This is a genomic window from Pseudoflavonifractor sp. MSJ-37 (assembly GCF_018917965.1).
Classification (GTDB): Bacteria; Bacillota; Clostridia; order Oscillospirales; family Oscillospiraceae; genus Pseudoflavonifractor_A.
In genome coordinates this window covers 97,346-121,504 of sequence record NZ_JAHLPP010000002.1, presented here as the reverse complement: position 1 = coordinate 121,504, position 24,159 = coordinate 97,346, and the positions used below count along the sequence as shown (strand labels likewise).

General features: G+C 64.3%; 22 protein-coding genes and 1 other annotated feature. Of the genes, 9 read left to right on the top strand and 13 right to left on the bottom strand.

Going from position 1 to position 24,159, the window contains the following annotated elements; translation table 11 throughout:
- The first annotated feature begins 11 nt into the window (after positions 1–11).
- The 8 genes from KQI12_RS06420 to KQI12_RS06385 all read left to right on the top strand — a co-directional run bounded on the left by KQI12_RS06420 (position 12) and on the right by KQI12_RS06385 (position 8,757).
- Positions 12–725, top strand: coding sequence for a YggS family pyridoxal phosphate-dependent enzyme (locus tag KQI12_RS06420; RefSeq protein ID WP_216571813.1), 714 nt, complete (start codon positions 12–14; stop codon positions 723–725).
- Between the two features lie 93 nt (positions 726–818).
- Positions 819–1,304 (top strand): cell division protein SepF, encoded by a 486-nt coding sequence (locus KQI12_RS06415; protein ID WP_216571810.1) that lies wholly within the window; start codon positions 819–821, stop codon positions 1,302–1,304.
- Positions 1,305–1,343: 39 nt separating this feature from the next.
- Positions 1,344–2,090 carry a DivIVA domain-containing protein gene (locus tag KQI12_RS06410; protein WP_216571808.1) on the top strand — a complete coding sequence of 249 codons (747 nt, stop codon included), beginning with the start codon at positions 1,344–1,346 and terminating at the stop codon, positions 2,088–2,090.
- Positions 2,091–2,348: 258 nt separating this feature from the next.
- Positions 2,349–2,587 (top strand) — a binding site (T-box leader).
- A 77-nt stretch (positions 2,588–2,664) separates the two neighbouring features.
- Entirely contained in the window at positions 2,665–5,469 is a 2,805-nt protein-coding gene (gene ileS / locus KQI12_RS06405) for an isoleucine--tRNA ligase (RefSeq protein WP_216571806.1), read from the top strand.
- Positions 5,470–5,710: 241 nt separating this feature from the next.
- On the top strand, positions 5,711–6,052 hold the full coding sequence (locus tag KQI12_RS06400) for a DRTGG domain-containing protein (RefSeq protein ID WP_216571804.1): 342 nt from the start codon (positions 5,711–5,713) through the stop codon (positions 6,050–6,052).
- Between the two features lie 3 nt (positions 6,053–6,055).
- Positions 6,056–6,478 carry an ATP-binding protein gene (locus KQI12_RS06395; RefSeq protein WP_216571802.1) on the top strand — a complete coding sequence of 141 codons (423 nt, stop codon included), beginning with the start codon at positions 6,056–6,058 and terminating at the stop codon, positions 6,476–6,478.
- A 30-nt stretch (positions 6,479–6,508) separates the two neighbouring features.
- The gene (locus tag KQI12_RS06390; RefSeq protein ID WP_216571800.1) at positions 6,509–7,855 is read left to right on the top strand and encodes a [Fe-Fe] hydrogenase large subunit C-terminal domain-containing protein; all 1,347 of its coding nucleotides are present in this window, start codon (positions 6,509–6,511) and stop codon (positions 7,853–7,855) included.
- Between the two features lie 122 nt (positions 7,856–7,977).
- The gene (locus tag KQI12_RS06385) at positions 7,978–8,757 is read left to right on the top strand and encodes a TIGR00282 family metallophosphoesterase (protein ID WP_216571797.1); all 780 of its coding nucleotides are present in this window, start codon (positions 7,978–7,980) and stop codon (positions 8,755–8,757) included.
- 54 nt (positions 8,758–8,811) lie between these two features.
- Here the strand turns inward: KQI12_RS06385 and KQI12_RS06380 are convergent, their stop codons facing one another.
- Positions 8,812–10,188, bottom strand: coding sequence for a sodium-dependent transporter (locus KQI12_RS06380; protein ID WP_216571795.1), 1,377 nt, complete (start codon positions 10,186–10,188; stop codon positions 8,812–8,814).
- A gap of 192 nt (positions 10,189–10,380) precedes the next feature.
- The gene (gap, locus tag KQI12_RS06375) at positions 10,381–11,391 is read right to left on the bottom strand and encodes a type I glyceraldehyde-3-phosphate dehydrogenase (protein ID WP_216571792.1); all 1,011 of its coding nucleotides are present in this window, start codon (positions 11,389–11,391) and stop codon (positions 10,381–10,383) included.
- A gap of 271 nt (positions 11,392–11,662) precedes the next feature.
- Here gap and KQI12_RS06370 point away from each other — a divergent pair, with 271 nt between their 5' ends.
- Positions 11,663–12,472: a sensor histidine kinase KdpD gene (locus KQI12_RS06370; RefSeq protein WP_216571789.1), complete on the top strand. Its 810-nt coding sequence runs from the start codon at positions 11,663–11,665 to the stop codon at positions 12,470–12,472.
- A 92-nt stretch (positions 12,473–12,564) separates the two neighbouring features.
- On the opposite strand, the gene ribF is transcribed toward KQI12_RS06370, so the two are convergent.
- The 11 genes from ribF to KQI12_RS06315 all read right to left on the bottom strand — a co-directional run bounded on the left by ribF (position 12,565) and on the right by KQI12_RS06315 (position 24,073).
- On the bottom strand, positions 12,565–13,476 hold the full coding sequence (gene ribF / locus KQI12_RS06365) for a riboflavin biosynthesis protein RibF (RefSeq protein WP_216571786.1): 912 nt from the start codon (positions 13,474–13,476) through the stop codon (positions 12,565–12,567).
- Positions 13,477–13,489: 13 nt separating this feature from the next.
- Positions 13,490–14,365 (bottom strand): tRNA pseudouridine(55) synthase TruB, encoded by an 876-nt coding sequence (gene truB / locus KQI12_RS06360; RefSeq protein WP_216571783.1) that lies wholly within the window; start codon positions 14,363–14,365, stop codon positions 13,490–13,492.
- Positions 14,358–15,308, bottom strand: coding sequence for a bifunctional oligoribonuclease/PAP phosphatase NrnA (locus tag KQI12_RS06355; protein WP_216571780.1), 951 nt, complete (start codon positions 15,306–15,308; stop codon positions 14,358–14,360). The genes truB and KQI12_RS06355 overlap by 8 nt, the downstream gene beginning before the upstream one ends.
- Before the next feature lie 5 nt (positions 15,309–15,313).
- Positions 15,314–15,712, bottom strand: a complete 399-nt coding sequence (rbfA, locus tag KQI12_RS06350; protein ID WP_216571777.1) for a 30S ribosome-binding factor RbfA — start codon at positions 15,710–15,712, stop codon at positions 15,314–15,316.
- 134 nt (positions 15,713–15,846) lie between these two features.
- Complete coding sequence (gene infB, locus KQI12_RS06345; RefSeq protein ID WP_253290897.1) at positions 15,847–18,210, bottom strand: translation initiation factor IF-2; 2,364 nt, start codon at positions 18,208–18,210, stop codon at positions 15,847–15,849.
- A gap of 128 nt (positions 18,211–18,338) precedes the next feature.
- Positions 18,339–18,851, bottom strand: coding sequence for a ribosomal L7Ae/L30e/S12e/Gadd45 family protein (locus KQI12_RS06340; protein WP_216571756.1), 513 nt, complete (start codon positions 18,849–18,851; stop codon positions 18,339–18,341).
- Positions 18,844–19,122, bottom strand: a complete 279-nt coding sequence (gene rnpM, locus KQI12_RS06335) for an RNase P modulator RnpM (RefSeq protein ID WP_253290873.1) — start codon at positions 19,120–19,122, stop codon at positions 18,844–18,846. The genes KQI12_RS06340 and rnpM overlap by 8 nt, the downstream gene beginning before the upstream one ends.
- 34 nt (positions 19,123–19,156) lie before the next feature.
- The gene (gene nusA, locus KQI12_RS06330; RefSeq protein ID WP_216571753.1) at positions 19,157–20,404 is read right to left on the bottom strand and encodes a transcription termination factor NusA; all 1,248 of its coding nucleotides are present in this window, start codon (positions 20,402–20,404) and stop codon (positions 19,157–19,159) included.
- Between the two features lie 14 nt (positions 20,405–20,418).
- Positions 20,419–20,874, bottom strand: a complete 456-nt coding sequence (gene rimP, locus KQI12_RS06325) for a ribosome maturation factor RimP (RefSeq protein ID WP_216571751.1) — start codon at positions 20,872–20,874, stop codon at positions 20,419–20,421.
- 279 nt (positions 20,875–21,153) lie between these two features.
- Positions 21,154–23,205, bottom strand: coding sequence for a methionine--tRNA ligase (gene metG / locus KQI12_RS06320; protein ID WP_216571749.1), 2,052 nt, complete (start codon positions 23,203–23,205; stop codon positions 21,154–21,156).
- Complete coding sequence (locus KQI12_RS06315; RefSeq protein WP_216571745.1) at positions 23,195–24,073, bottom strand: hypothetical protein; 879 nt, start codon at positions 24,071–24,073, stop codon at positions 23,195–23,197. Before KQI12_RS06315 ends, metG begins: the two co-directional genes overlap by 11 nt.
- Positions 24,074–24,159: the final 86 nt, after the last annotated feature.

The following is a 24,159-nucleotide window of genomic DNA, read 5'->3' as shown; positions in this document are numbered from 1 at the left end:
GGTGCTTCATCATGTCATTGGCAGAAAACATCCAGAAGGTGGAGGAGAACATCGCGGCGGCGGCCCGGGAAGCGGGCCGGGACCCCGGTGAGATCACGCTTGTGGCCGCCACCAAGGTCCAGACCTCGGACACCATCCGGGCGGCCATCGCCGCCGGTGTGTCCATCTGCGGCGAGAACCGGGTGCAGGAGATGACCGCCCATCTGGCCGACGACGCCTATGCCGGAGCCAAGCTCCATTTCATCGGCCACCTCCAGACCAACAAGCTCAAGTTCGTGGTTGGCAAGGTGGACCTGATCGAGTCTGTGGGCTCGGAGCATCTGCTGGACGCCATCGAGGCCCAGGCCGCTAAGACCGGCGTGGTCCAGGACATCCTGATCGAGGTCAACGTGGGCGGCGAGGAGAGCAAGAGCGGCATCGCCCCGGCGGAGGTCCCCACGCTGGCGGAGAAGGCCGTCTCCCTGCCCCATGTGCGTCTGCGCGGCCTGATGGCGATCCCTCCTGTTGCGGAGACAGAAGGCGCGAATCGCCCGTTTTTTGCCGAAATGCGTCAGCTTTTTGTTGACATAAAGGCAAAATTGGACGATAATAAGACCGACATCGACTGTCTCTCCATGGGCATGAGCCGTGACTATGAGGACGCGGTCCGGGAGGGCGCCACCCTGGTGCGGGTGGGCACCGCCCTGTTCGGCCCCCGGCCCCCTATGGGACAGCCCAAGGCATGAGCGGCAGCGGAGGCGATCTGCCTCCTGAGGGCCGGCCGGATCGACGGCGGGCCGTATACTGATACATCAAAGAGATCCAGGAGGTAGGATATCATGGGATTCATCGACGATCTCAAGCGTCTGGCCCGTCCCTATGAAGACGAAGAGGAGCTGGACGACGGTTATGACGACGGCTTCGGCGACGGCCAGAACGACGCCCCCAGTGACCGGGAGCGCGCCAGCAAGCCTGCCCGGAAGGAGAGCGGCTCGTTCAGTCTGGAGCCCGAGCGCCGGAGCAACAAGGTGGTCAACATCCATACCACCACCCAGCTCCAGGTGGTGCTGGTGAAGCCCGACCGCTTCGAGAACGCCGCCGAGATCGCGGACCACCTGCGGGAGAAGCGCACCGTGGTCCTCAATCTGGAGCAGACCAATAAGGATATCGCCCGCCGCCTGCTGGACTTCCTGTCCGGCGTGGCCTATGCCAACGAGGGCAAGATCAAGAAGGTGGCCCTGTCTACTTATATCATCACGCCCTACAACGTGGATATCCTGGGCGATCTGATCGACGAGCTGGAGAACAACGGGCTCTATTTCTGATCGTCGTCCCATCAATAACGAGAGAAATGGGGTTTTAGTATGCTGACTCCTCAGGAAGTCTCTGAGCACGCATTCGCCAAGGCATCCTTCGGCGGTTACAATATGGCCATGGTGGACGAGTTCCTGGACCAGCTCACCGAGGATTACACGGCCCTTTACAAGGAGAACGCCGTGCTCAAGAGCAAGATGAAGGTCCTGGTGGACAAGGTGGAGGAATACCGCTCTACTGAGGACGCCATGCGCAAGGCCCTTCTCACCGCCCAGCGGATGGCGGACGAGATCGTGGCCGAGGCGGAGGAGAAGAAGAAGTCGCTCCTCCAGGACGTTGAGAGCGGCCTCCAGACCCGCCGGAGCCAGATCCAGCAGGAGCTGGCCAATGAGGAGGCCCGCCTGAACGCCGCCCGCCAGTCTACTGCCGCCTATGTGGCCAAGCTCCAGGAGCTCTACCGCCATGAGATGGAATATCTCAGCGGCCTGAGCAGTCTGACGGCCGCCGCTCCCGCTCCGGACAAGGTGGAGGCCACCGCCGACGCTGTGGAGCACGGGGTGGAGGAGGCCGTCCAGAAGGAGAGCCTGGGGGCCGCCGCCGACGAGGGCGACACTGCCCGTCTGCCCGACACCAAGGGCGGGCTGTATGCCGAGCTGGTGGGCCCCGCCGGCCAGACGGCCGCTCCGGCCCAGACGCCGGCGCCGGCGCCCGCCGCCGAGGACGAGGACGACACCGCCCCCACCCGGCGGATCGACTTCTCCAACCTGCAATTCGGCAAGGATTACGAGCTGCGCTGACCGCGCCGCGGATCGGATACACACCTCTCGAAACGGATCGTTCGAGAGCGGGGGACGTTCTGCTTCAGAGCGTCCCCCCTTTTGCGCTCAAGATAGTACGAATAATAAATTTTATAAACTCTGCTCCCTATGCGGATCGGCGCTGGGAAGAAGGCCGCGGCCAGTTCCTGGACCGCCGATATCCCTCCCCTGCGGCCGCTTTTTCGATCGGCCTCTTGACAATGGAGGCGAAAGCGGATAAAATGCTTTCACATACAGGAAAACGCGCGGAAAAGGAAAAGTACCCTCTCCACACCTGCACAGAGAGCCGCCGGTCTGGTGCGAGGCGGTGGGAACGGAGTCGGGAAGATCACCTTGGAGCGGCCCGCTGAACCAACAGTAAGCGGGGACGGCTGGCGGCCGTTATCCGCCCTCCCATGGCATCGCCGTGGGGACGAGTGGCCGCGCCGCGCGGCAAGAAGAGTGGTACCGCAGAGGTCAGCGCCTTTGTCTCTTGTGTTTCACAGGAGACGGAGGCGCTGTTTTTATCGTGCGGAACGAACGACCCCCATATCACAAAAGGAGAAAATGACCCATGGACTATAACAAGACCGTGCATCTGCCCCAGACCGATTTCCCTATGCGGGCGGCCCTGCCCAAGCGGGAGCCCGATATGCTGAAGGCTTTCTATGACAAGGACCTGTACCACAAGATGGTGGACCGCAACGACGGAAAGCCCCGCTTCGTCCTCCATGACGGCCCTCCGTACGCCAATGGCAACATCCACATCGGCACCGCCCTCAACAAGATCCTGAAGGACATCATCGTCAAGTCCAAGAACATGACCGGCTTCCAGGCTCCCTATGTCCCTGGCTGGGACACCCACGGCCTGCCCATCGAGTCCGCCGTGCTGAAGGACAAGAAGGTCCATCGTGAGGAGATGACCACCGCCGAGTTCCGAAACAAGTGCCGGGAGTACGCCGAGGGCTATATCCAGAAGATGACGGGCCAGTTCCAGCGCCTGGGCGTGCTGGGCGAGTGGGAGGACCCCTATATCACCCTGAAGCCTGAGTTCGAGGCCCATCAGATCGAGGTGTTCGGCAAGATGGCCGAGAAGGGCCTCATCTACAAGGGCATGAAGCCCGTGTACTGGTGCCCCCATGACCAGACCGCTCTGGCTGAGGCCGAGATCGAGTATGCGGACGACCCCTGTACCACCATCTTCGTCAAGTTCCCCGTGAAGGACGACAAGGGCAAACTGGGTCAGTTCGCCAACCTGTCCCGGACCTACTTCGTGATCTGGACCACCACCCCCTGGACCATCCCCGGCAACTACGCCATCTGCCTGAACGCCGACTTCGACTATGTGCTCCTCCAGGAGCCCTGCGGCGATGTGTATATCCTGGCCAAGGACCTGGCGGAGGCCGTGTGCAAGGCCGCCCATATCGACTACGCTTCCTGCAAGGTGCTGGCCACCATGAAGGGCAGTGAGTTCGAGCTGATGACCGCCAAGCACCCCCTCTTTGACCGGGAGAGCGTCATCCTCAACGGCGAGCATGTCACTTTGGACGCCGGCTCCGGCTGCGTCCACACCGCCCCCGGCTTCGGCGCCGAGGACTTCCAGATCTGCCGCCAGTATGACAAGGCCGGCCTGACCAACATCGGCGTGCCCGTGCCCGTCAACGCCAAGGGCGTCATGACCGACGAGCGTTACAACGGTCAGTTCTACGCCAAGGGCAACGACATGGTGGTAGAGGATCTGGAGAAGGAGGGCTTCCTCCTGGCCAAGGAGCAGATCACCCACTCCTATCCCCACTGCTGGCGCTGTAAGCACCCCATCATCTTCCGGGCCACGGAGCAGTGGTTCTGCTCCGTGGACGCCATCAAGAAGGCCGCCGTGGACTCCTGCGACGGCATCCAGTGGCACCCCGCCTGGGGCAAGGAGCGCATGATCTCCATGATCAGCGAGCGCAGCGACTGGTGCATCAGCCGCCAGCGCGTCTGGGGCGTGCCCATCCCCATCTTCTACTGCGACGACTGCGGCGCGGACATCGTGACTCCTGAGACCATCGCCCATATCGCGGCGCTCTTCCGGGAGCACGGCTCCAACGTGTGGTTCGACCGGGAGCCCAAGGACCTCCTGCCGGAGGGCTTCGTGTGCCCCAAGTGCGGCCATGCGCACTTCTCCAAGGAGACCGACATCATGGACGTGTGGTTCGACTCCGGCTCCACCTGGGCGGCCGTGGCGGCCCAGCGCCCCTATCTGCACTATCCCGCCGACCTGTATCTGGAGGGCGGCGATCAGTACCGGGGCTGGTTCCAGTCCTCCATGCTGACCTCCATCGCCACCAACGGCGTGGCCCCCTACAAGCAGATCGTCACCCACGGCTGGACCGTGGACGGCGAGGGCAAGGCCATGCATAAGTCTCTGGGCAACGCCGTTTCCCCCGATGAGGTCATCAAGGACTACGGCGCCGATATGCTCCGCCTGTGGGTGTCCTCCGCCGACTACACTCAGGATATGCGCATCTCCCCTGAGATCCTGAAGCAGCTGAGCCAGGCCTATCTGAAGATCCGCAACACCGCCCGCTATATGCTGGGCAACCTGGCGGGCTTCGATCCCGACCGCCCCGTTGCGCGGGAGGACATGGCCGAGCTGGACCGCTGGGCCGTGGCCCAGCTCAACGAGCTGGCCAAGAACGTCCGGGCCGCCTATGACCGGTATGAGTTCCACGCCGCCTACCGGGCCATCTACAACTTCTGCGTGGTGGAGATGTCCAACTTCTATCTGGACGTGATCAAGGACCGGCTGTACTGCGGCACCGACCTCCAGCGCCGCTCCGCCCAGACCGCCCTGTATACGATCCTGGACGGCATGACCCGTCTGGTGGCCCCCATCCTGGCCTTCACCAGCGATGAGATCTGGGCCGCTATGCCCCACACTGCCGCGGATGACGCCGAGAGCGTGGTCCTGAACGATATGCCCGACTGGCAGGCCGACCGGGCCCTCTCCGACGAGGAGACCGCCAAGTGGGCCAAGGTCATGGCCCTGCGGGACGACGTGAACAAGGCGCTGGAGCTGGCCCGCGGCGAGCAGGGCATCAAGAAGAGCACCGACGCCGCCCTGACCCTGACCTTCTCCGCCGACGCCTGGAAGACCTTCCAGGGCATGGGTCTGGACGAGGCGGATCTGGCCGCCGTCTGCATCGTGTCCGCCGTGACCGTCCGTCAGGGCGAGGCTCAGGGCCATGCCGGCGAGGAGTTCGAGGGCCTGTCCGTGCAGGTCGCTCCTGCCGAGGGCCCCAAGTGCCCCCGCTGCTGGAACCATGACACCCATATCGGCACCGAGGGCCACCACGCGGAGCTGTGCGACCGCTGTGCCGCCGTGGTGGAGGACTGATCCTCCCTCTGCGCCCGCTCTGCCTCGTGCACAGACGTCCTCCGGCCTTCCGCCGAAGGGCGCCTGCCGATGACAGGTATATTTTTCTGATACCGTACACTAAGAAAATCTTTACACCCGGGCGGATGGATGTTAAAATATCCAGTGTCTAGAATCAGAAGTTTACTTTTGGTTCCGCGTCCCGGAAAAATATGATGAATCCTGCCGGGATGTCGTGATAGGGAGAATTGGAGGTCTACTTATGCAACTGAGTCAGGTCAAGGAAGTTCTCGACGCAGTCGTCCTGTGCGGCGAGGACCGGCTGGATGAAGAAGTCAGCTCCGCCTGCGGCAGCGACTTCCTGAGCGATGTTCTGGCCTATGTCCACAGCCAGAACCTGCTCTTGACCGGTATGGTCAATGTACAGGTAATCCGCACTGCGGAGATGACAGACATCAAGTGCATCGTCTTCGTGCGGGGCAAGCGCCCGGATGAGGACATCATCCAGCTGGCTTCCCAGTGCGGCATCGTCGTCATGACATCCAACGAACGGCTGTATACCGCCTGCGGCAAGCTCTATGCCAACGGCTTGAGGGGGTATTGATACATGGAGCCGATAAAACTCGTTTACCCGGTGGACGGGGGCGACTTCATCGAGGCCGGCGAGGCCTCCAGCAAGATGAAGATGACCCTGAAGAAGCTGGGCCTGCCTTCGGATGTGATCCGCAAGGCCGCGATCTGTATGTACGAGGGCGAGATCAACATGGTCATCCACGCTGACGGCGGTCAGGCCGAGGTGGAGGTCACTATGGACCAGATCACCCTGAAGATGGTGGACCATGGTCCCGGCATCCCCGACGTGGCCAAGGCCATGGAGGAGGGCTTCTCCACCGCTGGTCCTGACGTGCGGAGCCTGGGCTTCGGCGCGGGCATGGGTCTGCCCAACATGAAGCGCTATTCCGATGAGCTGGACATCCAGACTGAGCTGGGCAAGGGCACTACGGTCACGATGAAGCTCAAGATCGGATGATGGACCCAAGACCAACGTGGAGCTGATCAGATGAAGCACTCTGTCGTCCTGAGCCACGATCGCTGCCGGGGCTGTACGACCTGCATCAAGACCTGTCCGACCGAGGCCATCCGGGTCCGGCGGGGCAAAGCGACCATCCTGGATGACCGGTGTATCGACTGCGGACGCTGTATCCAGGTCTGTCCCCACCGGGCTATCCGGGCGGTGACGGATCCGATGGACCGGCTCCGGGACTTCCGCTACTGTGTGGCGATTCCAGAACCGGCCCTTTATGGGCAGTTCCACCACCTGTGGAACGTGGACCTAGTCCTGAACGGCCTGCTCAAGATCGGATTCGACCAGGTCTACGAATCGGCCCGGGCCTCCGAGCTCCTGGCCGCCTATATCAACAAGCGCGGGGCGCAGGCAGACCGGCCTGCGCCTATCATCGCGTCCAACTGTCCTGCCGTCCTACGGCTGATCCGGATCCGGTTCCCCCGGCTGATCGGCAACATCGATCCTCTGGTCCTGCCCATGGAGCTGGGGGCCTCGGTGGCCCGGCGGGAGGCGGCAGAGCGCACCGGCCTGAGGCCGGAGGAGATCGGCGTGTTCGCCATCGTCCCCTGCGCGGCCAAGGCCACCTCCTGCCAGCAGTCGGAGGGCCTGGAGGAGCCGGTGCTGGATGGAGCGTTCTCCATCCGGGACGTGTATATGCGCCTCCTCCCCGTCTTGAAGGAGCTGGGCGACGACCTCCTGCCCCTGAACCGGTCCGGCGCGGCCGGGCTCGGCACGGCGGTGGCCAGCGGAGAATGCCATGCCCGGGGGAGCAAGCGCTTCCTGGCGGTGGACGGCATCGACAACGTGATCCAGATGTTGGAGGAGATCGAGGACGGCCGCCAGAGCGATGTGGACCTCATCGAGCTCTCCTCTTGCACCCAGGGGTGCGTGGGGGGCTGTCTCAACGTGGAGAACCCCTACACCGCCCGGATGCGCATCCGGCGGATGATGCGGGATATGCTGGAGGCGGTACCCAGACGGGCGGCCTGCGCTGGCGCCAAGGACCTGAGCGCCGATGACGAGCGGGATCTGCGGTTCGACCGGACACTGGAGGTCTCTCCGGCCCTCCTGCTGGATGAGGACCGGGCAGTGGCCATGCAGAAGCACCTGAAGATCGAAGCGCTGGAGGGCCGCTTGCCGGGCCTCCACTGCGGGTCCTGCGGCGCGCCCAACTGCCACGCCTTTGCGGAGGATGTGATCCAGGGCCGGGCCTCGCTGGACGACTGCATCTTCCGGGTGCGGGAGCGGATGCGGGGCGTGGCCGGCCCGAACGGACCGGACGATTACCTCCCCCCTCCCTTCCGCCAGCAGGAGAAGCCCGACAAGGGACCCGGCGAATGACGAAAACGAACGCGGACTGCTCGGTTAGAGTGGTCCGCGTTTTGTTTTGCCTTTGCGGGCACGGTCCGGTATAATAAGAGAGGACTAGGGGCATGACAGGCCCCATCGGAGGAGGATATGACATGATCTTGCATATACTGGCCGTGGGCGATGTGGTGGGCGACGCCGGCCTGGACTACCTGAGCCGCCATCTGCGGTCCATCAAAAAGGAACACGACATCCAGTTCACCGTGGTCAACGGAGAGAACGCCTCCGGTGTGGGGATCCTCCCCCGGCAGGCGGACGCGATCTTCGATGCCGGGGCCGATGTGATCACGCTGGGCAACCACACCTGGAACCGGCTCCAGATCGCCGATTATCTGGAGGACAATGACTACATCCTCCGTCCCGCCAACTATACCGACCGGGTGCCTGGCCGGGGCTGGGGGGTCTATGAGGGGCCACGGGGCCTGCGGATCGGGGTGCTGAGTCTGATCGGCCGGTGCGAGATGGACTGCAATTTCGACAACCCCTTCACCGTGGCGGACCGGACGCTGAAGCAGAGCGACGCCGACGTGGTGCTGGTGGACTTCCACGCCGAGGCTACCAGCGAGAAGGGATGCATGGGCTGGCATCTGGACGGCCGGGTCCAGGCCCTGTGGGGCACCCATACCCACGTCCCTACGGCGGATGGGCAGATCCTGCCCAAGGGCACGGGCTTCATCACCGACCTGGGCATGACCGGTCCCGCCCAGAGCGTGCTGGGCATCAAGCCCAGTCAGGCCCTGAACCGCTTCCTGGGGGGCCTCCCCCAGCGCTTCGAGCCGGCGGACGGTCCCTGTAAGCTGGACGCCGTGTGTTTCTCCATCGATACGGGCACGAAGCAGTGCGTGGCCGTGGAACGGGTGACACGGATGGGATGAAAAAAACACGTCGGGCCGGCGCTCCCAAACGGGGAGGCGCCGGCCCGACGTGTTTCACATAGCGATCAGGCCCAGAGCGTTGGCCACGGAGCTGATCAGGATGATGACGGCGAAGATGGGGCACAGCCAGCGGATCATGAAGTTGAACACCGGCTTGCGGCGGAACTTCTGTCCGTTCAGCGTCACCTCCGCCTCGATCGACTCCACGCCCAATATCCGGGACACCAGCAGACAGGTGGTGATGGCCGCGATGGGCATCATGACGGAGTTGGTCAGGAAGTCGAACAGGTCCAGGAACTGCATCCCGAACACGGTGAAGCCGGACAGAGGACCGTAGCCCAGAGCGGACAGGCTGCCCAGGGCCAGCATGATGCCGCCGATGAGCAGAGTCGCCTTTTCCCGCGTCCAGCCAAGCTCGTCCTCGAAGGTGGACACCGCGCTCTCGGTCAGAGCGATGGAGCTGGTCACCGCCGCGAACAGCACCAGCAGGAAGAACAGGATGCCCACCAGCGTGCCCATGCCCATGCTGTCGAACACCTTGGGGATCGTGATGAACATCAGGGCCGGACCGGCCTGGAGCGTTTCCGGATCGCCGCCGGAGAAGGAGAACACCGCGGGGATGATCATCAGGCCGGCCATGATGGCGATGGCGGTATCGAAGATCTCCACGTTCTCGGTGGAGCCCTCGATGGAGACATCCTTCTTCATGTAGGAGCCGAAGGTGATCAGAATGCCCATGGCGATGGACAGGGAGTAGAACATCTGCCCCATGGCAGTGACCACGGTCATCCAGGAGAAATGCTCCAAATTTGGGATCAGGAAGTATTTGACGCCGGCCAGGGCCCCGGGCCGTGTCACGGAGTAGACTGCGATGATGACGGACAGCACCGCCAGCACGGGCATCATGAGCTTGGAGACACGCTCCACGCCGTTCTGCACCCCGGCGAAGATGATCGACAGAGTGAACACCGCGAATACGGCGAAGGACAGCTCAGCGGAGAGCCCGCTGGAGATGAAGGAGTTGAAATATCCGTCCGCCGCCAGATCGCTGCCGTGGCCCAGAAGATATTCGATCAGATATCGGATCACCCAGCCGCCGATGACGGAATAGTACGGGACGATCAGGATGGGGATCACCGCGTTGATCCAGCCGCCGAAGGCCAGCCACTTCCGGCCGCCATAGGCGCGGAACGCGCCCACAGGGCTTTTCCGGGTCATGCGGCCCAGAGCAGTTTCAGCCATGATCATGGTGTAGCCGAAGGTGAAGGCCAACAGGATGTAGATGAGCAGGAAGATGCCGCCGCCGTATTTCGCGGCCAGATAGGGGAAGCGCCAGATGTTGCCAAGACCGACAGAAGCGCCGGCCGCAGCCAGCACGAAGCCGATCTTGCCGGAAAACGCGCTGCGCTTGGGATGATCGTGTGTATCCATCAGCAGAGGACCTCCGAATATGAGTCGTTGTCAGGATATCCTTCCGTCCACTGCTTCGGTCGAAAAAGTGGAGGAAACAAGGAAAATAAATATTTTGTGGCTGAAAAAAGGAGAGAAAGACACAAGATCGGGAGAACCCGCGTTTGGATGCGGGCTCTCCCGATGTTCGTCACGTTCCGTTGTACGAAGACGTTACTTATGGTCCACGCTGTACATATGCTCGATCAGCTCCAGCACCTTGTTGGAGTAGCCGATCTCGTTGTCATACCAGGAGACCACCTTCACGAAGGTGTCGGTCAGAGCGATGCCGGCGGTGGCGTCGAAGATGGAGGTGTGGGTGTCGCCCAGGAAGTCGGAGGACACGACCGCCTCTTCGGTGTAGCCCAAGATGCCCTTCAGCTCACCCTCGGAGGCCTTCTTCATGGCGGCGCAGATCTCCTCATACTTGGCGGGCTTCTCCAGATTGACGGTCAGGTCCACCACGGACACGTCCAGAGTGGGGACGCGCATGGACATGCCGGTCAGCTTGCCGTTCAGGGAGGGGATGACCTTGCCCACGGCCTTGGCGGCGCCGGTGGAGGAGGGGATGATGTTGCCGGTGGCGGCACGGCCGCCGCGCCAATCCTTCAGAGAGGGACCGTCCACGGTCTTCTGGGTGGCGGTGACGGAGTGGACGGTGGTCATGAGGCCGTCCTTGATGCCCCAGTTGTCATGCAGGACCTTGGCGATGGGGGCCAGGCAGTTGGTGGTGCAGGAGGCGTTGGACACGAAGTCCATGCTGGAGTCGTACTTGTCCAGGTTCACGCCGCAGACGAACATGGGAGTGTCGTCCTTGGAGGGGGCGGACATGACGACCTTCTTGGCACCGGCGGCCAGATGGCCCTGGGCCTTCTCCTTGGTCAGGAACAGGCCGGTGGACTCGACCACATACTCGGCGCCCAGCTTGTCCCAGGGCAGGTCGGCGGGATCGCGCTCGGCGGAGACAGGGATCTCTCTGCCGTTGACGACGATCGCCTTGTCGGTGGAGCTGATCTCCGCCGCGCACTTGCCATGCATAGTATCATACTTCAGCATGTAGGCCAGATATTCGGCGGGACACAGGTCATTGATGCCTACGATCTCGATCTCAGGGTGGTCCAGACTGGCGCGGAAGACCATGCGGCCGATGCGGCCGAAACCATTGATGCCAACTTTGATGCTCATTGGGGATCTCTCCTTCACAATGTTTGTTGTGAGAATCTTCTTCGCACGTCTCTATTATAGACCAAAGCGTCCATATTGAAAAGAGCCAGATCGCAAAAACTGTCCGACAGGGACCGCCCGCTTCCGCTGAGGAAGGGAAAATAGCCAAGATGGACGTTCTGTCTTGTTGACGGGGCGGATATTTGATATACTATCAGGGAGGTGGGACCGGCGGATGAGAGGACGCCGGTCCGGACCACCGGACGATCGAATGGAATGGAGGAGGATCTCGATGCAGATCGATGATGTGGAGCTGGAGCTGGCCGTCACGGAACAGCTCCGCGGCCGGCTGGGAGACCTGATGGGGGCCGCCCAGATGCTGTCTCCGCTGGTCCTGGACCAGGAGAGCCGGGAATATGACCGCTATATGGCGATGATGGACCAGAGCATCTGCCGGATGCTCCGCCTGACGGAGCACCTGGAGCTGGCGGCTCAGCTTCGACGGGGGATCCTGCGGGAGCAGAAGGAAGTGATCGATGCGGCGGAGCTCTGCCGGGAGCTCTGCCTCCAGGTGGAGGGCGCAGCCCGGCCTCTGGGCACGGCATTCGGCTATGAGCAGGAGGGTCCCGACACCTTCCTGTACGGGGACCGGAGCATGATGAGCCGGATGCTCCTGTCTCTGGTGGGCAATGCCCTGCGTGCGGCGGGCCCGGAGGGGCACGCCGGAGTGCGGCTGTCCATGGACCGGAAGCAGGCAAAGATCACCGTCTGGGACGATGGCCCGGGGATGCCGGGCGGCGAGCCGGCGCCTAAGCGGGACCTGAAGGATCTGCTGACCGACGATGGCCGCGGCCTGGGCCTGAGCCTGGAGCTGGTCCGGCGGATGGCGGCCAACTGGGGCGGCCGCCTGATGATCGAGCAGGGCGAGGGCGTGCGCGGTCTGCGTGCGGTGCTGTCCCTGCCGGCGGGCGAGCCGGAGAGCGGTGTCCTGCGGACGCCAAAGAGCCGGTTCGACGCCAGCGCGGGCCTGTCCCCGGTGCTGGTGGAGCTGTCCGACATCCTGCCCAGCGAGAGCTATCTCCCTCAGGATCTGGAGGGCTGAGGCGGGCCCGGCGGCGCGTGTTGGGATATCGTTCTGTGTAAAAAACGACCGCAGTCCGAGCGTACGCTCCGGACTGCGGTATCTTTTTTGCCTCAGGGCGTCTGCCCCTGTCGGGCGAACCAGGCGCGGGTCTGGTCGGCGTTGCGCAGGACTTCGTCCCGCAGGGCCTCCAGCGAGGGGAAGCGCTGTTCCCCCCGGAGCCGCTTGTAGAACTCCATGCGCACGGTCTGGCCGTACAGATCCCCGTGGAAATCCAGGATGAAGCCCTCTACGTTCACCCGGTCCCCATCGTCTACGGTGGGGCGGGTGCCTACGTTGGTCACGGCCATGCGCTCCGTGCCGTCGGAGAAGCAGACCTTGCAGGCATAGACCCCGTGGGCGGGGATCAGCACTCCGGAGGGGATCTGGAGGTTCACCGTGGGGAAGCCAAGGGTGGTGCCCAGATGCTTCCCGTGGGCCACGGTGTTGCTCAGGGTATGGGGATGGCCCAGGAACTCGTTGGCCCGCTCCATCTCCCCCTGCGCCACCAGCGTGCGGATATAGGTAGACGAGATGGTGATCCCATCCTGCTCCACCTTGGGGATGATGTCACAACCCAGTCCGAGCTGGGCGCAGGCCGTCTGGAGCTTCTGGGGATCCCCCTCCCCCCGGTAGCCGAAGTGGAAGTCGTGGCCTGCCACCAGATAGACGGCCCCCAGCTCACCGATCAGATAGTCGGTGAGGAACTCCTGCCAGGGCATATGCATCATCCGGTCATCGAAGTGGGCGATGATCACATCCCGGATGCCGTAGTACCGCCGCATCAGGTCGGCCCGGTCGAAGGGGGAACTGAGGAGGGGCGTGGGCGTGTGCAGGATCAGATCGGAGGGATGGGTATCATAGGTCACGGCGGAGGGCACGGCCCCAAGCTCCCGCGCCTTCTCTCCCACCCGGCGCAGGAGCGCCCCGTGGCCCCGGTGGACCCCGTCGAAGAAGCCCAGGGCGATGACCCGTTTCGTCGTCATATCTTCCACTGTCTCACACCTCGTAAAAGCTCTTGATAGCCGTCATACGGCCCTCTTTCCGCTCCCCCAGCAGGAGGAACTCTCCGTCAGGACTATAGACCCGGTAGACGCCGTCCGCCCCATCCAGAGGGAAGGAGGCGCCGTTCTTGGCGGAGCGGGTCCGGCGTTCGTCCACCGTCAGGGCTGGATAGGTGGAAAAGTAGCGGTCCACCGGCCGCAGGAGGGACGCGGCTTCTCCCACCTCCGCGGCGGCGGCCAGGACCTCCATGGACACGGAGTCGGCCAGAGAGAAGCCGCAGGCCATGCTCCGCCGCAGGGAATACATGGTCCCGCCGCACCCCAGAGCCGCGCCGATGTCGTGGCAGAGGGTGCGCACATAGGTCCCCTTGGAACACCGGACCCGGAGGATGAAGTCGGCGGGCCCCTCCTGATGTTCCACCGTCAGGCGGTGGATGGTGACCGGACGGGGCTTCCGCTCCACCTCCACCCCCTTCCGGGCCAGCTCATAGAGCTTCTGGCCCTTGACCTTCAGGGCGGAGTACATGGGCGGCACCTGGAGGATATCTCCACGGAAGTCCTCCAGAGCGGCCTCCAGAGCGGCCCGGTCCACCTCCACGGGACGTTCCTCCAGCACACTGCCGGTGATGTCCTGGGTGTTGGTGACGACCCCCAGCCGCAGGCCGGCGATATACTCTTTCTCAGACTCGGAGGCGAACTCCACCGCCCGGGTGGCCCGGCCCACGAACACGGGCAGGACGCCGGTGGCCATGGGGTCCAGGGTCCCGGCATGGCCGATCCGCCGCTCGTGGAAGAAGCGGCGGCACTTGGCCACTACGTCGTGGCTGGTCCAGTCCTGGGGCTTGTCGATGATGATGATGCCGTTAGCCATGGGTCCGCACCTGCCGGATGGCGTCCAGGACGGCCTGCTCGGCCTGCTCCAGGCTGGCCCCGGCTAGGAAGCCGCCGGCGGCGGCGGCGTGTCCGCCGCCGCCCAGCAGGGCGCAGACGCGGCTGGCGTCCAGGCCGGGCGCGGTGCGGACGGAGAGCTTGCAGCCGTCCGGCTTCTCCCGGATGGTCACAGAGGTCTCTACCCCTTCGATCTGGCCCAGGAATGCGGCGATGTCCTCCATGTCCCGCTCCTGTGCGCCGGCCTCGGTCAGCAGGTCCTGGGAGATCGGGGCGACGGCGGTCTTGCCGTCGTCATACCGGTGCATCCGCTCCACGATGAGGCGCTCCACCTGGAGGCGGGGCCAGGTCTTGGTGCGGAAGTGGCGCTTGTTCAGGGCCGTGGCGTCGATGCCGGTCTCGAAGAGCTCAGCAGCGGCCCGGTGGGTGGCGGCGGTGGTGTTGCCGTACTGGAAGCACCCGCAGTCGGTGGAGATGGCCACATACAGAGGGACGGCTATCTCCTTCGTCACGGGCCCCAGCTCCTTGAGGATGTCCAGGACCAGCTCGCCGCAGGCGGCCCGTCCGGCATCCAGACAGGTCTCGGCGGCGAAGAACTCCTGAGATGGATGGTGGTCGATGGCCAGATCGATGCCCCGCTCCAGCCACTTCTTCCCATCAGGGGTGAAGAGGGACCGGGCGGCGATATCCACGGACACTACGGTCTCGGGGACATAGCCCTCCGGAGCCACACAGCCCTCCAGATAGGGCGTGAAGAGGGGCGTCTCCCCCGCCCCGGAGCAGATCCAGGCGGTCTTGCCCAGGGCCCGCAGACCCAGACACAGGGCGGCGGCGCAGCCGATGGTATCCCCGTCCGGGCTCTTATGGGTGAGGATGAGATACTGATCGTGCCCGCACAGCCAGCGGGCGGCTTCCTGATAGGTCATAGCGCTCACTCCTCATCGTCCTCTTCGTCCAGATGGATGTGGGCGTTGGCGGGGTTGGCGGGCTTGACCACAGAGGGGTCCCGGAGCATGGACAGGATGTGGGCGCCCTGGCCGATGGAGTCGTCCTCCACGAACTGGAGCTCCGGGGTATAGCGGAGCTTCAGGGCGGAGCCCAGCTCCCGACGCAGATAGCCGGCGGCAGACTTGAGGCCCTTGACGACCTCTTTCACATCGCTCCGGTCCAGCACGCTGACGTAGACCTTGGAAAAGCGCAGGTCCGGGGTGGTCTCCACCGCGGTGATGGACACCAGACCGTGGACCCGGGGGTCCTTGACGGTGCGGATCAGGGAGGCCAGCTCCCGCTGGATCTCCTCATTGATGCGACCGATCCGATTGCTTGCCATATCGTTCCTCCTTGAAAGGGATGGTGAAAGTTGGAATATGAGGGGAGTCCCCGTCCCCCGACGGCAAAGCAGGGCGGGCGAAAACGCCCGCCCTGCTCTTTGGGGTCTCAGGATATTCGGGATGCCGGAGGAGATCAGGCCTCGATCTGCTCCATGAGGAAGCACTCGATGATGTCGCCCTGCTTGATGTCCTGATACTTCTCGATGGTGATGCCGCACTCGTAGCCCTGGGGCACTTCTTTGGCGTCGTCCTTGAAGCGCTTCAGGGATGCGATCGCGCCCTCGTGGACCACGATGCCGTCGCGGACCAGACGGATCTGGGCCTTGCGCTCCACCTTGCCCTCGGTGACGTAGCAGCCGGCCACGATGCCCGCGCCGGTGATCTTGTAGACCTCGCGGACCTCGGCCTGGCCCAAGGACACTTCCTTGAACTTGGGGGCCAGCATGCCCTTCATGGCCGCCTCGATCTCGTCGATGGCGTCGTAGATCACGCGGTACATCCGCATATCCACACCGCTCCGGGCGGCGTTCTCCTTGGCGTTGGCGTCGGGACGCACGTTGAAGCCAACGATGATGGCGCCGGAGGTGGCGGCCAGCATGACGTCGCTCTCATTGATGGCGCCCACGGCGCAGTGGATGACCCGGACCCGGACCTCATCATTGGAGATCTTCTCCAGGCTGGCCTTCACGGCCTCGGCAGAGCCCTGGACGTCGGCCTTGACGATGATGGGCAGCTCCTTCATCTCGCCCTGCTTGATCTGGCTGAACAGATCCTCCAGGGAGACCTTATGGCCCACGGGGCCGGAAGCCGCCATCTTCTGCTCGTGCTTGCGCTGCTCCACCAGCTCGCGGGCCATGCGCTCGTCCGCCACGGCGTGGAAGTCGTCGCCGGCGCCGGGCACCTCGCCCATGCCGATGATCTCCACAGGCACGGAGGGACCGGCCTCGGTGAGCTTGCGGCCGCGGGCGTCGGTCATGGCGCGGACACGGCCCACGGCCGTGCCGGCGATGATCACGTCGCCCTGATGCAGGGTGCCGTTCTGGACCAGCAGGGTGGCCACGGGGCCGCGGCCCTTGTCCAGCCGGGCCTCGATGACGGCGCCGTGCGCAGAGCGGTTGGGGTTGGCCTTGAGCTCCTGCATCTCGGCGGTCAGGTTGACCATCTCCAGCAGGTTGTCGATGCCCTCGCCGGTCTTGGCGGAGATGGGGCAGATGATGGTCTCGCCGCCCCACTCCTCGGGCACCAGCTCATACTCGGTGAGCTGCTGCTTGATCCGGTCAGGGTTGGCCTCGGGCTTATCCATCTTGTTGATGGCCACGATGATGGGGATCTTGGCGGCCTTGGCGTGGTTGATGGACTCCACGGTCTGGGGCATGATGCCGTCGTCGGCGGCCACCACCAGGATGGCGATGTCGGTGATCATGGCGCCGCGGGCACGCATGGCGGTGAAGGCCTCATGGCCCGGAGTGTCCAGGAAGGTGATGGGCTTGCCGTTCACCTGGACCTGATAGGCGCCGATGTGCTGAGTGATGCCGCCGGCCTCGCCCGCCGCCACGTCGGAGTGGCGGATGTAGTCCAGCAGAGAGGTCTTGCCGTGATCGACGTGGCCCATGACCACCACCACAGGGGCGCGGGGGAGCAGATCCTCCTCCTTGTCCTCGGCGGTGTCGATCAGCTTCTCCTCGATGGTGACGATGACCTCCTTCTCCACCTTGCAACCCATCTCTTCCGCGATGATGGCGGCGGTGTCGAAGTCGATCACGTCGCTGAGGGAGGCCATGACGCCGTTCTTCATCAAAGTCTTGACCACCTCGGCGCCGGTCTTCTTCATGCGGGAGGCCAGCTCGCCCACGCCGATCTCATCGGGGATCTTGACGGTGAGGGGGGTCTTTTTGGCGATCTCCAGCTGGAGGCGGCGCATCTTCTCCTGCTCCTCCTGGCGGCGCTTGCTGCCGCCCTGGAAGCCGCCCTTGCGCTGGTTCCGGCCCTGGAACTTCTGCTTGCCGGCCTGCATCTGCTTGGCCTTGCCGGCGGCCAGGTCCTCCAGCCGCTCGTCATATTTCTCCAGGTTCACATCGCCGCCCTTGCGGGTGTCCACGATCTTCTTCTCGGGGACGCGGCTGGCGGGCTTGCTGGCGCCGGCATTGCCGCTGCCGCCGGCGGGGGCGCGGCCCTGCTCGGGACGGCGCTGGCCCTGCGGCTGGGAGTTGTTCCGGCCGCCCTGCTGCGGGCCCTTCTGGGCCTGGGGAGCGTTCTTCTGGCCGCCCTGAGGCGCGGCGGCCTTGGGCTCATGATAGACGTCCGCGTAGATGGACTCCACGCTCTCCACCTGATTGTGCTGGGTCAGGTAGTCGAAAATGACAGACAGCTCACCGTCTCCCAGAGGCTGCATATGGTTCTTGGGAGCGGAAGCATAATTGGTGAGGATGTCGGCGATCTCCTTGGAGTTCTTCCCGAAGTCCTTGGCCACCTCATGGACACGATACTTGTTGTTCAGCAAATAAGCCACCTCCACTATGGGACTTGAACCAACGAGAAAACACAGCGGCGCGGTGGAGTCTCCCGCTATGCTTTCTGATTGGAACAAGTCCGTCGTTGTCGTTGCGATATATCCTTCCGCCGCCTCTATGCTTCATGGCGGCGGGACGGCTTCCGGGAGCCGTTCTTCTTCCGGGACTTCCCGGGGACCGGAGGGCCGTTCTTGGGCGCGGCCAGAGGCCGGCGATGGGCGGCACGGCGCTTCTTCTCCTGAGTGCGCTCCGCCTTTTGACGGGCCAGAGCGGTGCGGGCCCGCTCCTTCAAGGCCTCAGCCACAGAGCCGTACCGCTCCGGGTCCTGCCCGGAGAGCTTCTCCGCCGCGGCGGAGGCCAGCCCCACGTCGGTGAAGGCCAGCATGGCGCAGGTCGGACGGCCCACAGCCCCGCCCAGCTCTGCCTTCGTGAAGGGGACGGGCAGGATGGGCGCGTCCCCGTTGGCGGCGAAGCGCTGGGCCCGGCGGAGGGTGTTCTCCGCCGCGTCAGCGGCCACCAGGATCAGTTTGGCGGTGCGGGAGCGGGCGGCCTCGCCCACCGGCTCCTCGCCCACCGCCAGGCGGCCGGCCTTCCGGGCCAGCCCGGTGAGACGCAGGACGTTATCCATGTTCCTTCGGCGCCTCCTGCATCTGCGCCTCCAGTCCGGCCCAGACCTCATCGGGGATCTGGGCGGAGAAGGCCCGCTCCAGGGCCCGGGACTTCCGGGCCCTGGCCAGACAGGCCGGATCGGGGCAGAGATAGGCGCCCCGGCCCGGCTTCTTTCCCTTGAAATCCAGCGAGATCTCCCCTTCCGGAGAGCGGACTGCCCGGATGAGCTCACGCTTGGGCTTCATCTCACGGCAGCCGAGGCACTGGCGCATGGGGATCTTCTTCGGCATGATGATGTCCCTCCCCTTCCGAATGATGGGACGGTCACTGGGCGTCGCTGTCGGCGGCCGCGGGGGCCTCCTCAGCGGCAGTCTCCTCCGCCTCTTCCGCGGGAGCGCACTCCGCCTCGGCGGCAGGGACCTCGGAGACCTCCTCCGTCTCGGCGGCGGGGGCCTCGGGCTCCTCCTCCACGGGGGCGCTCTCGGGCTTGATGTCGATCTTGCAGCCGGTGAGCTTGGCGGCAAGGCGAGCGTTCTGGCCTTCCTTGCCGATGGCCAGAGAGAGCTGGTCGTCGGGCACCACCACGCGGCAGCTCTTGCCGTCGTCCAGCGTAGTGACGCTGATCACGGTGGCGGGAGAGAGAGCCGCGGCGATGTACTCGGCGGTGTCGTCGCTGTACTTGACGATGTCCACCTTCTCGCCGCCCAGCTCCTCCACGATGTTGCCCACGCGCTGGCCGCGGGGACCCACGCAGGCGCCGATGGCGTCCACCTCGGGGTCGCCGGACCAGACCGCCAGCTTGGTGCGGGAGCCGGCCTCGCGGGCGATGGAGCGGATCTCCACGGTGCCGTCGTAGATCTCGGGGACCTCCATCTCGAACAGGCGCTTGACCAGACCGGGATGGGTGCGGGAGACCAGGACCTGGGGGCCCTTGGTGGAGCGGCGGACCTCCACCACATACACCCGCAGACGCATGCCCTCGGCGATCTCCTCGCCCTTGACCTGCTCGCTGGCGGCCAGATAGGCCTCGGTGCTCTCGTTGCCGGAGCCGATCCGCAGGGAAGCGGCTCCGGAGCGGGGGTCGATCCGGGTGACGAGACCGGTGAGGATCTCATGCTCCTTGGAGTTGAACTCGTCGTAGATCATGCCGCGCTCGGCTTCGCGCATGCCCTGGATGATCACCTGACGGGCGGTCTGGGCGGCGATGCGGCCAAAGTTTCGGGGCTTGATCTCGATGCGGAGCACGTCGCCCAGCTGGGCGCGGGGCAGGGCCGCCCGGGCCTCCTCGAGGCTCATCTCAGTGGAGGGATCGTCCACGACCTCCACGACATCCTTCTTGATGAACATCCGGACGGTGCCAAGCTCCTCATTGGCCTCCACCGTGATGTTGTCACCGGCACCCTCGTGGTCCCGCTTGTAGGCGGTGACCAGCGCCTGGCCGATCTTGTCGATCATATAGGAGCTGGGGATCCCCTTCTCCTCTTCGATCATATGGATCGCGGTGAAGAACTCCGCGGTATCCAGCTCGTTGCTCTTCTGGGCTTTGCCCTTTGCATTCTTTCTAGCGGCCATCCTCTTCGACTCCTTTAAAAACGCACATACAGGCGGACCTGCGCGATGTCTTTCTTTCCGAAGGTGACGGGGCCGGCGGGGCCCTCGATGGTCACGCCGCCGTCCTCATAGCGGACCAGGACGCCCACGTGCTCCTTGCGGCCGTCCTGCGGCCGGTAGAGCTTCACCTCGACCTCGCTGCCCACATAGGCGGCGAAGTGCTCCGGCTTGCGGAGTGCCCGGTCGATCCCGGCGGAGCCCACCTCCAGGGTGTAGCTACCCTCGATGGGGTCGGCCTCGTCCAGCGCGTCGGACAGGGGACGGGAGACCGCCTCGCAGTCATCGATGGAGACGCCGCCCTCCTTGTCGATATAGACCCGGAGATACCAGCTCCCGGCCTCCTTCACGTACTCCACGTCCCAAAGGGAGCACCCGTGCTCCGCCGCGATCGGGGCGGCCAGAGCGGCCGCCACTTCTGCTGCTTTTGCCATGCTTACGCCTCCTGTCCAGTCCCCTGGTCTGGGGATCTCCAGAAATTTACATACCTGATTTTTTTCAAAAAGAAGAGCGGGGCGGACCCCACTCTGACCATAACTTACTACTATCATGGCGATTATACCACACAAGGGGAGACGGCGCAAGGGCTTCTCCTTATCTTTTGCCCGCTTTTCCCCGCCTCATTCCAACTTTTTTCCCAGGATGAGGGAGGACCGAGCGAAAAAGCCCGGCCGCCCAAACAGGCGACCGGGCTGAGGCTGACCGTCCGAGGTTCAGCACATCTTCGCGCCGGCGGGGATCGCGTCGTCGATCATCAGCAGATGGAGCACTTCCTCGCCCTTCTCGGTGTGGACGGCGGAGATCAGCATGCCGCAGCTCTCCTGGCCCATCATCTTGCGGGGCGGCAGGTTCACGATGGCCACCAGAGTCTTGCCGATCAGGTCCTCGGGCTTGTACCACTTGGCGATGCCGGAGAGGATCTGACGGTCGGTGCCGGTGCCGTCGTCCAGCGTGAAGCGCAGGAGTTTGTTGGACTTCTTCACGGGCTGGCAGTCCTTGACCTTCACGGCGCGAAAGTCACTCTTGCAGAAGGTGTCGAAGTCCACCTCGTCCTCGGTGAAGGGCTCGAACTCCACGGCGGGGAGGGCGGCCTTCCGGGCCTCGGCCTCCGCAGCCTCCAGCTTCTCCAGCGCGGCCTGAGCGTCCACGCGGGGGAACAGGTTCTCGCCCTTGATGACGGCGGCGGTGTCGGACAGGACGCCCCACACGCCGGCGCTCTCCCAGGTCTGAGCGGCCTTGTCCACGCCGGCCTGGACGAAGAGCTTCTCCATGCTGCCGGGCATGAAGGGGGTCAGCAGGATGCCGCAGATCCGGGTGGCCTCCAGCAAGTCATAGAGGACGTGGGCCAGACGGGCGCCGTTGGCCTCCATGTCCTTGGCCAGCGCCCAGGGGGCGTTCTCGTCGATGTACTTGTTGGCCCGCTGGATGACCTTGAACACCTCGTCCAGCGCCTTGTGGGGGGCGAAGGCCTCCATGGCCTCCTCATACTTGCCCCGCAGGGCGGCGGCCGCGCCGATCAGCTCGCAGTCGTACTTGGTGGGATCCCCCTCGGGGAAGTCCATGGTCAGGCCCACCACATTGCCCTGAGCGATCATGCCGGCCAGGTCCTTCTCGTCGGCGGTGGCGCCGCAGCCGGCGGGCAGGCCGCCGCCGAAGTACTTGCCCACCATGGCGGTGGTGCGGGAGAGCAGGTTGCCCAGGTCGTTGGCCAGGTCGGTGTTGATGGTCTGGATCAGCAGCTCGTTGGAGAAGTTGCCGTCAGAGCCGAAGGGGAAGGTGCGCATCAGGAAGAAGCGCAGGGCGTCCACGCCGAACTGCTCGGCCAGGATGTAGGGGTCTACCACGTTGCCCTTGGACTTGGACATCTTGCCGCCGTCCAGCAGGAGCCAGCCGTGGCCGAACACATGCTTGGGCAGGGGCATGCCCAGGCTCATACAGAAGGCGGGCCAGATGATGGAGTGGAAGCGGACGATCTCCTTGCCTACGATGTTGATGCCGGGCCACCAGGCCTCATAGTCATCGTACCGGTCGTTCTCGAAGCCCAGGGCAGTGACGTAGTTGAACAGGGCGTCCAGCCACACATAGACCACGTGCTTGGGGTCGAAGTCCACAGGGATGCCCCAGGAGAAGCTGGTCCGGGAGACGCACAGGTCCTCCAGGCCGGGCTCGATGAAGTTCTTCACCATCTCGTTGACGCGGCTGCGGGGCTGGAGGAAGTCGGTGTTCTCCAGCAGGTCCTTCACCTTGTCCGCGTACTTGGACAGGCGGAAGAAGTAGGCCTCCTCCTCCGCGTCTACCACCGGGCGGCCGCAGTCGGGACAGCAGCCGTCCTTCAGCTGGCTCTCCGTCCAGAAGGACTCGCAGGGCGTGCAGTACTTGCCCTTGTAGGTGCCCTTGTAGATGTCGCCGTTGTCGTACATCCGGCGGAAGATCTTCTGGATGGCCTTCACATGGTAGTCGTCAGTGGTGCGGATGAAGCGGTCGTTGGAGATGTCCATCAGCTTCCACAGGTCCTTGACGCCCCGGGGGCCCTCCACGATCCGGTCCACGAACTCCTTGGGGGTGATGCCGGCCTCCTGGGCCTTGAGCTCGATCTTCTGGCCATGCTCGTCGGTGCCGGTCAGGAACATGACGTCATAGCCCTGGAGGCGCTTGTACCGGGCCAGGGTGTCGGTGGCCACGGTGCAGTAGGTGTGGCCGATGTGGAGCTTGTCCGAGGGGTAGTAGATGGGGGTGGTGATGTAATATTTCTGCTTATCGTTCATTGGGATCTCCCTCCGTTTTTTGTTCTTCCTCAGCAGGGGATGTATGGGCGGTCCGGGGCGATCCCTCCCGGGAGAGGAGCAGGACCGATACCGTCAGGGGATAGAGGATGCCGAAGCCGTAGAGGGCCATGGAGGCCCAGTCGTGGCCGTCGGCCAGAGTAGTGATGGAGAAGTACACCGCCAGCAGGGAAAAGCACAGGCACCGCCCGGCCTTCCCGTCCTCATAGGAGAAGCTGGCCAGATAGTAGCTGGAGAGCAGGACGCACATGATGGCCAGCAGTTCATAGAGATAGTCCTGGACCACCGGGTCTCCGGCCCGGCTCTGATAGGCGGCGATCAGCCACAGACATCCCAGGAAGCCGGGAGCCAGGAGCAGGCCGCTGTACGGCCCCACGCTCTGGCCTCTGGCCCGCTTCCGGGCAGCCAGCAGGATACCGATGCCGGACAGGAGGCTCAGGAGCGCCAGCACCGCCGGCAGGAAGGCGGCCAGGATGGGGCTGCCGGTGCCGTTGGCCATGAGGACGTCCACCGCGGTCCGGTAGGACACCGGGATCTGTGCCAGCTCCAGCGCGGCGCCCGCCAGCAGGAGGAAGGCGGACAGCACCAGCCCGCTCAGGAGCGCCGGACGACCCTCCAGCGCGAAGAGAGCGTCGAAGCGGCCCAGATCCTGCTTCCGCAGGGCGGAGCCGGCGGCGGCGCACAGGACGGCTGCCAGGACGGACAGGACGGTCAGCGCCATCGTGGCGGGCATCCCGGGGGTGACGAGGCCACTGGGCTCGAAGGCGGTGGAGAGCTCCCACCGGCGCAGGAGGAAGCCCGCGCCGCCCAGGACCACCGCGGCCGCCGGGAGGAAACGTCGTTTTTGCATATGGGACTCCTTTCTGAGGAGATATCGGTTTAGAGTATAGCATATCTTTCGGAAAAAAACACCCATCCGGACGGATCTTTTCACAG

What these genes read in the sequence shown, in the direction of transcription:
- ribF (WP_216571786.1), bottom strand. Translation starts at nt 13,476, where the DNA reads ATGACGACGAAACGGGTCATCGCCCTGGGCTTCTTCGACGGGGTCCAC.
- rimP (WP_216571751.1), bottom strand. Translation starts at nt 20,874, where the DNA reads ATGGCAAAAGCAGCAGAAGTGGCGGCCGCTCTGGCCGCCCCGATCGCG.
- ileS (WP_216571806.1), top strand. Translation starts at nt 2,665, where the DNA reads ATGGACTATAACAAGACCGTGCATCTGCCCCAGACCGATTTCCCTATG.
- gap (WP_216571792.1), bottom strand. Translation starts at nt 11,391, where the DNA reads ATGAGCATCAAAGTTGGCATCAATGGTTTCGGCCGCATCGGCCGCATG.
- KQI12_RS06370 (WP_216571789.1), top strand. Translation starts at nt 11,663, where the DNA reads ATGCAGATCGATGATGTGGAGCTGGAGCTGGCCGTCACGGAACAGCTC.
- KQI12_RS06390 (WP_216571800.1), top strand. Translation starts at nt 6,509, where the DNA reads ATGAAGCACTCTGTCGTCCTGAGCCACGATCGCTGCCGGGGCTGTACG.
- truB (WP_216571783.1), bottom strand. Translation starts at nt 14,365, where the DNA reads ATGGCTAACGGCATCATCATCATCGACAAGCCCCAGGACTGGACCAGC.
- rnpM (WP_253290873.1), bottom strand. Translation starts at nt 19,122, where the DNA reads ATGCCGAAGAAGATCCCCATGCGCCAGTGCCTCGGCTGCCGTGAGATG.
- KQI12_RS06420 (WP_216571813.1), top strand. Translation starts at nt 12, where the DNA reads ATGTCATTGGCAGAAAACATCCAGAAGGTGGAGGAGAACATCGCGGCG.
- KQI12_RS06355 (WP_216571780.1), bottom strand. Translation starts at nt 15,308, where the DNA reads ATGACCTATCAGGAAGCCGCCCGCTGGCTGTGCGGGCACGATCAGTAT.
- KQI12_RS06395 (WP_216571802.1), top strand. Translation starts at nt 6,056, where the DNA reads ATGGAGCCGATAAAACTCGTTTACCCGGTGGACGGGGGCGACTTCATC.
- rbfA (WP_216571777.1), bottom strand. Translation starts at nt 15,712, where the DNA reads ATGGCAAGCAATCGGATCGGTCGCATCAATGAGGAGATCCAGCGGGAG.
- KQI12_RS06340 (WP_216571756.1), bottom strand. Translation starts at nt 18,851, where the DNA reads ATGGATAACGTCCTGCGTCTCACCGGGCTGGCCCGGAAGGCCGGCCGC.
- nusA (WP_216571753.1), bottom strand. Translation starts at nt 20,404, where the DNA reads ATGGCCGCTAGAAAGAATGCAAAGGGCAAAGCCCAGAAGAGCAACGAG.
- KQI12_RS06410 (WP_216571808.1), top strand. Translation starts at nt 1,344, where the DNA reads ATGCTGACTCCTCAGGAAGTCTCTGAGCACGCATTCGCCAAGGCATCC.
- KQI12_RS06415 (WP_216571810.1), top strand. Translation starts at nt 819, where the DNA reads ATGGGATTCATCGACGATCTCAAGCGTCTGGCCCGTCCCTATGAAGAC.
- KQI12_RS06400 (WP_216571804.1), top strand. Translation starts at nt 5,711, where the DNA reads ATGCAACTGAGTCAGGTCAAGGAAGTTCTCGACGCAGTCGTCCTGTGC.
- metG (WP_216571749.1), bottom strand. Translation starts at nt 23,205, where the DNA reads ATGAACGATAAGCAGAAATATTACATCACCACCCCCATCTACTACCCC.
- KQI12_RS06315 (WP_216571745.1), bottom strand. Translation starts at nt 24,073, where the DNA reads ATGCAAAAACGACGTTTCCTCCCGGCGGCCGCGGTGGTCCTGGGCGGC.
- KQI12_RS06380 (WP_216571795.1), bottom strand. Translation starts at nt 10,188, where the DNA reads ATGGATACACACGATCATCCCAAGCGCAGCGCGTTTTCCGGCAAGATC.
- KQI12_RS06385 (WP_216571797.1), top strand. Translation starts at nt 7,978, where the DNA reads ATGATCTTGCATATACTGGCCGTGGGCGATGTGGTGGGCGACGCCGGC.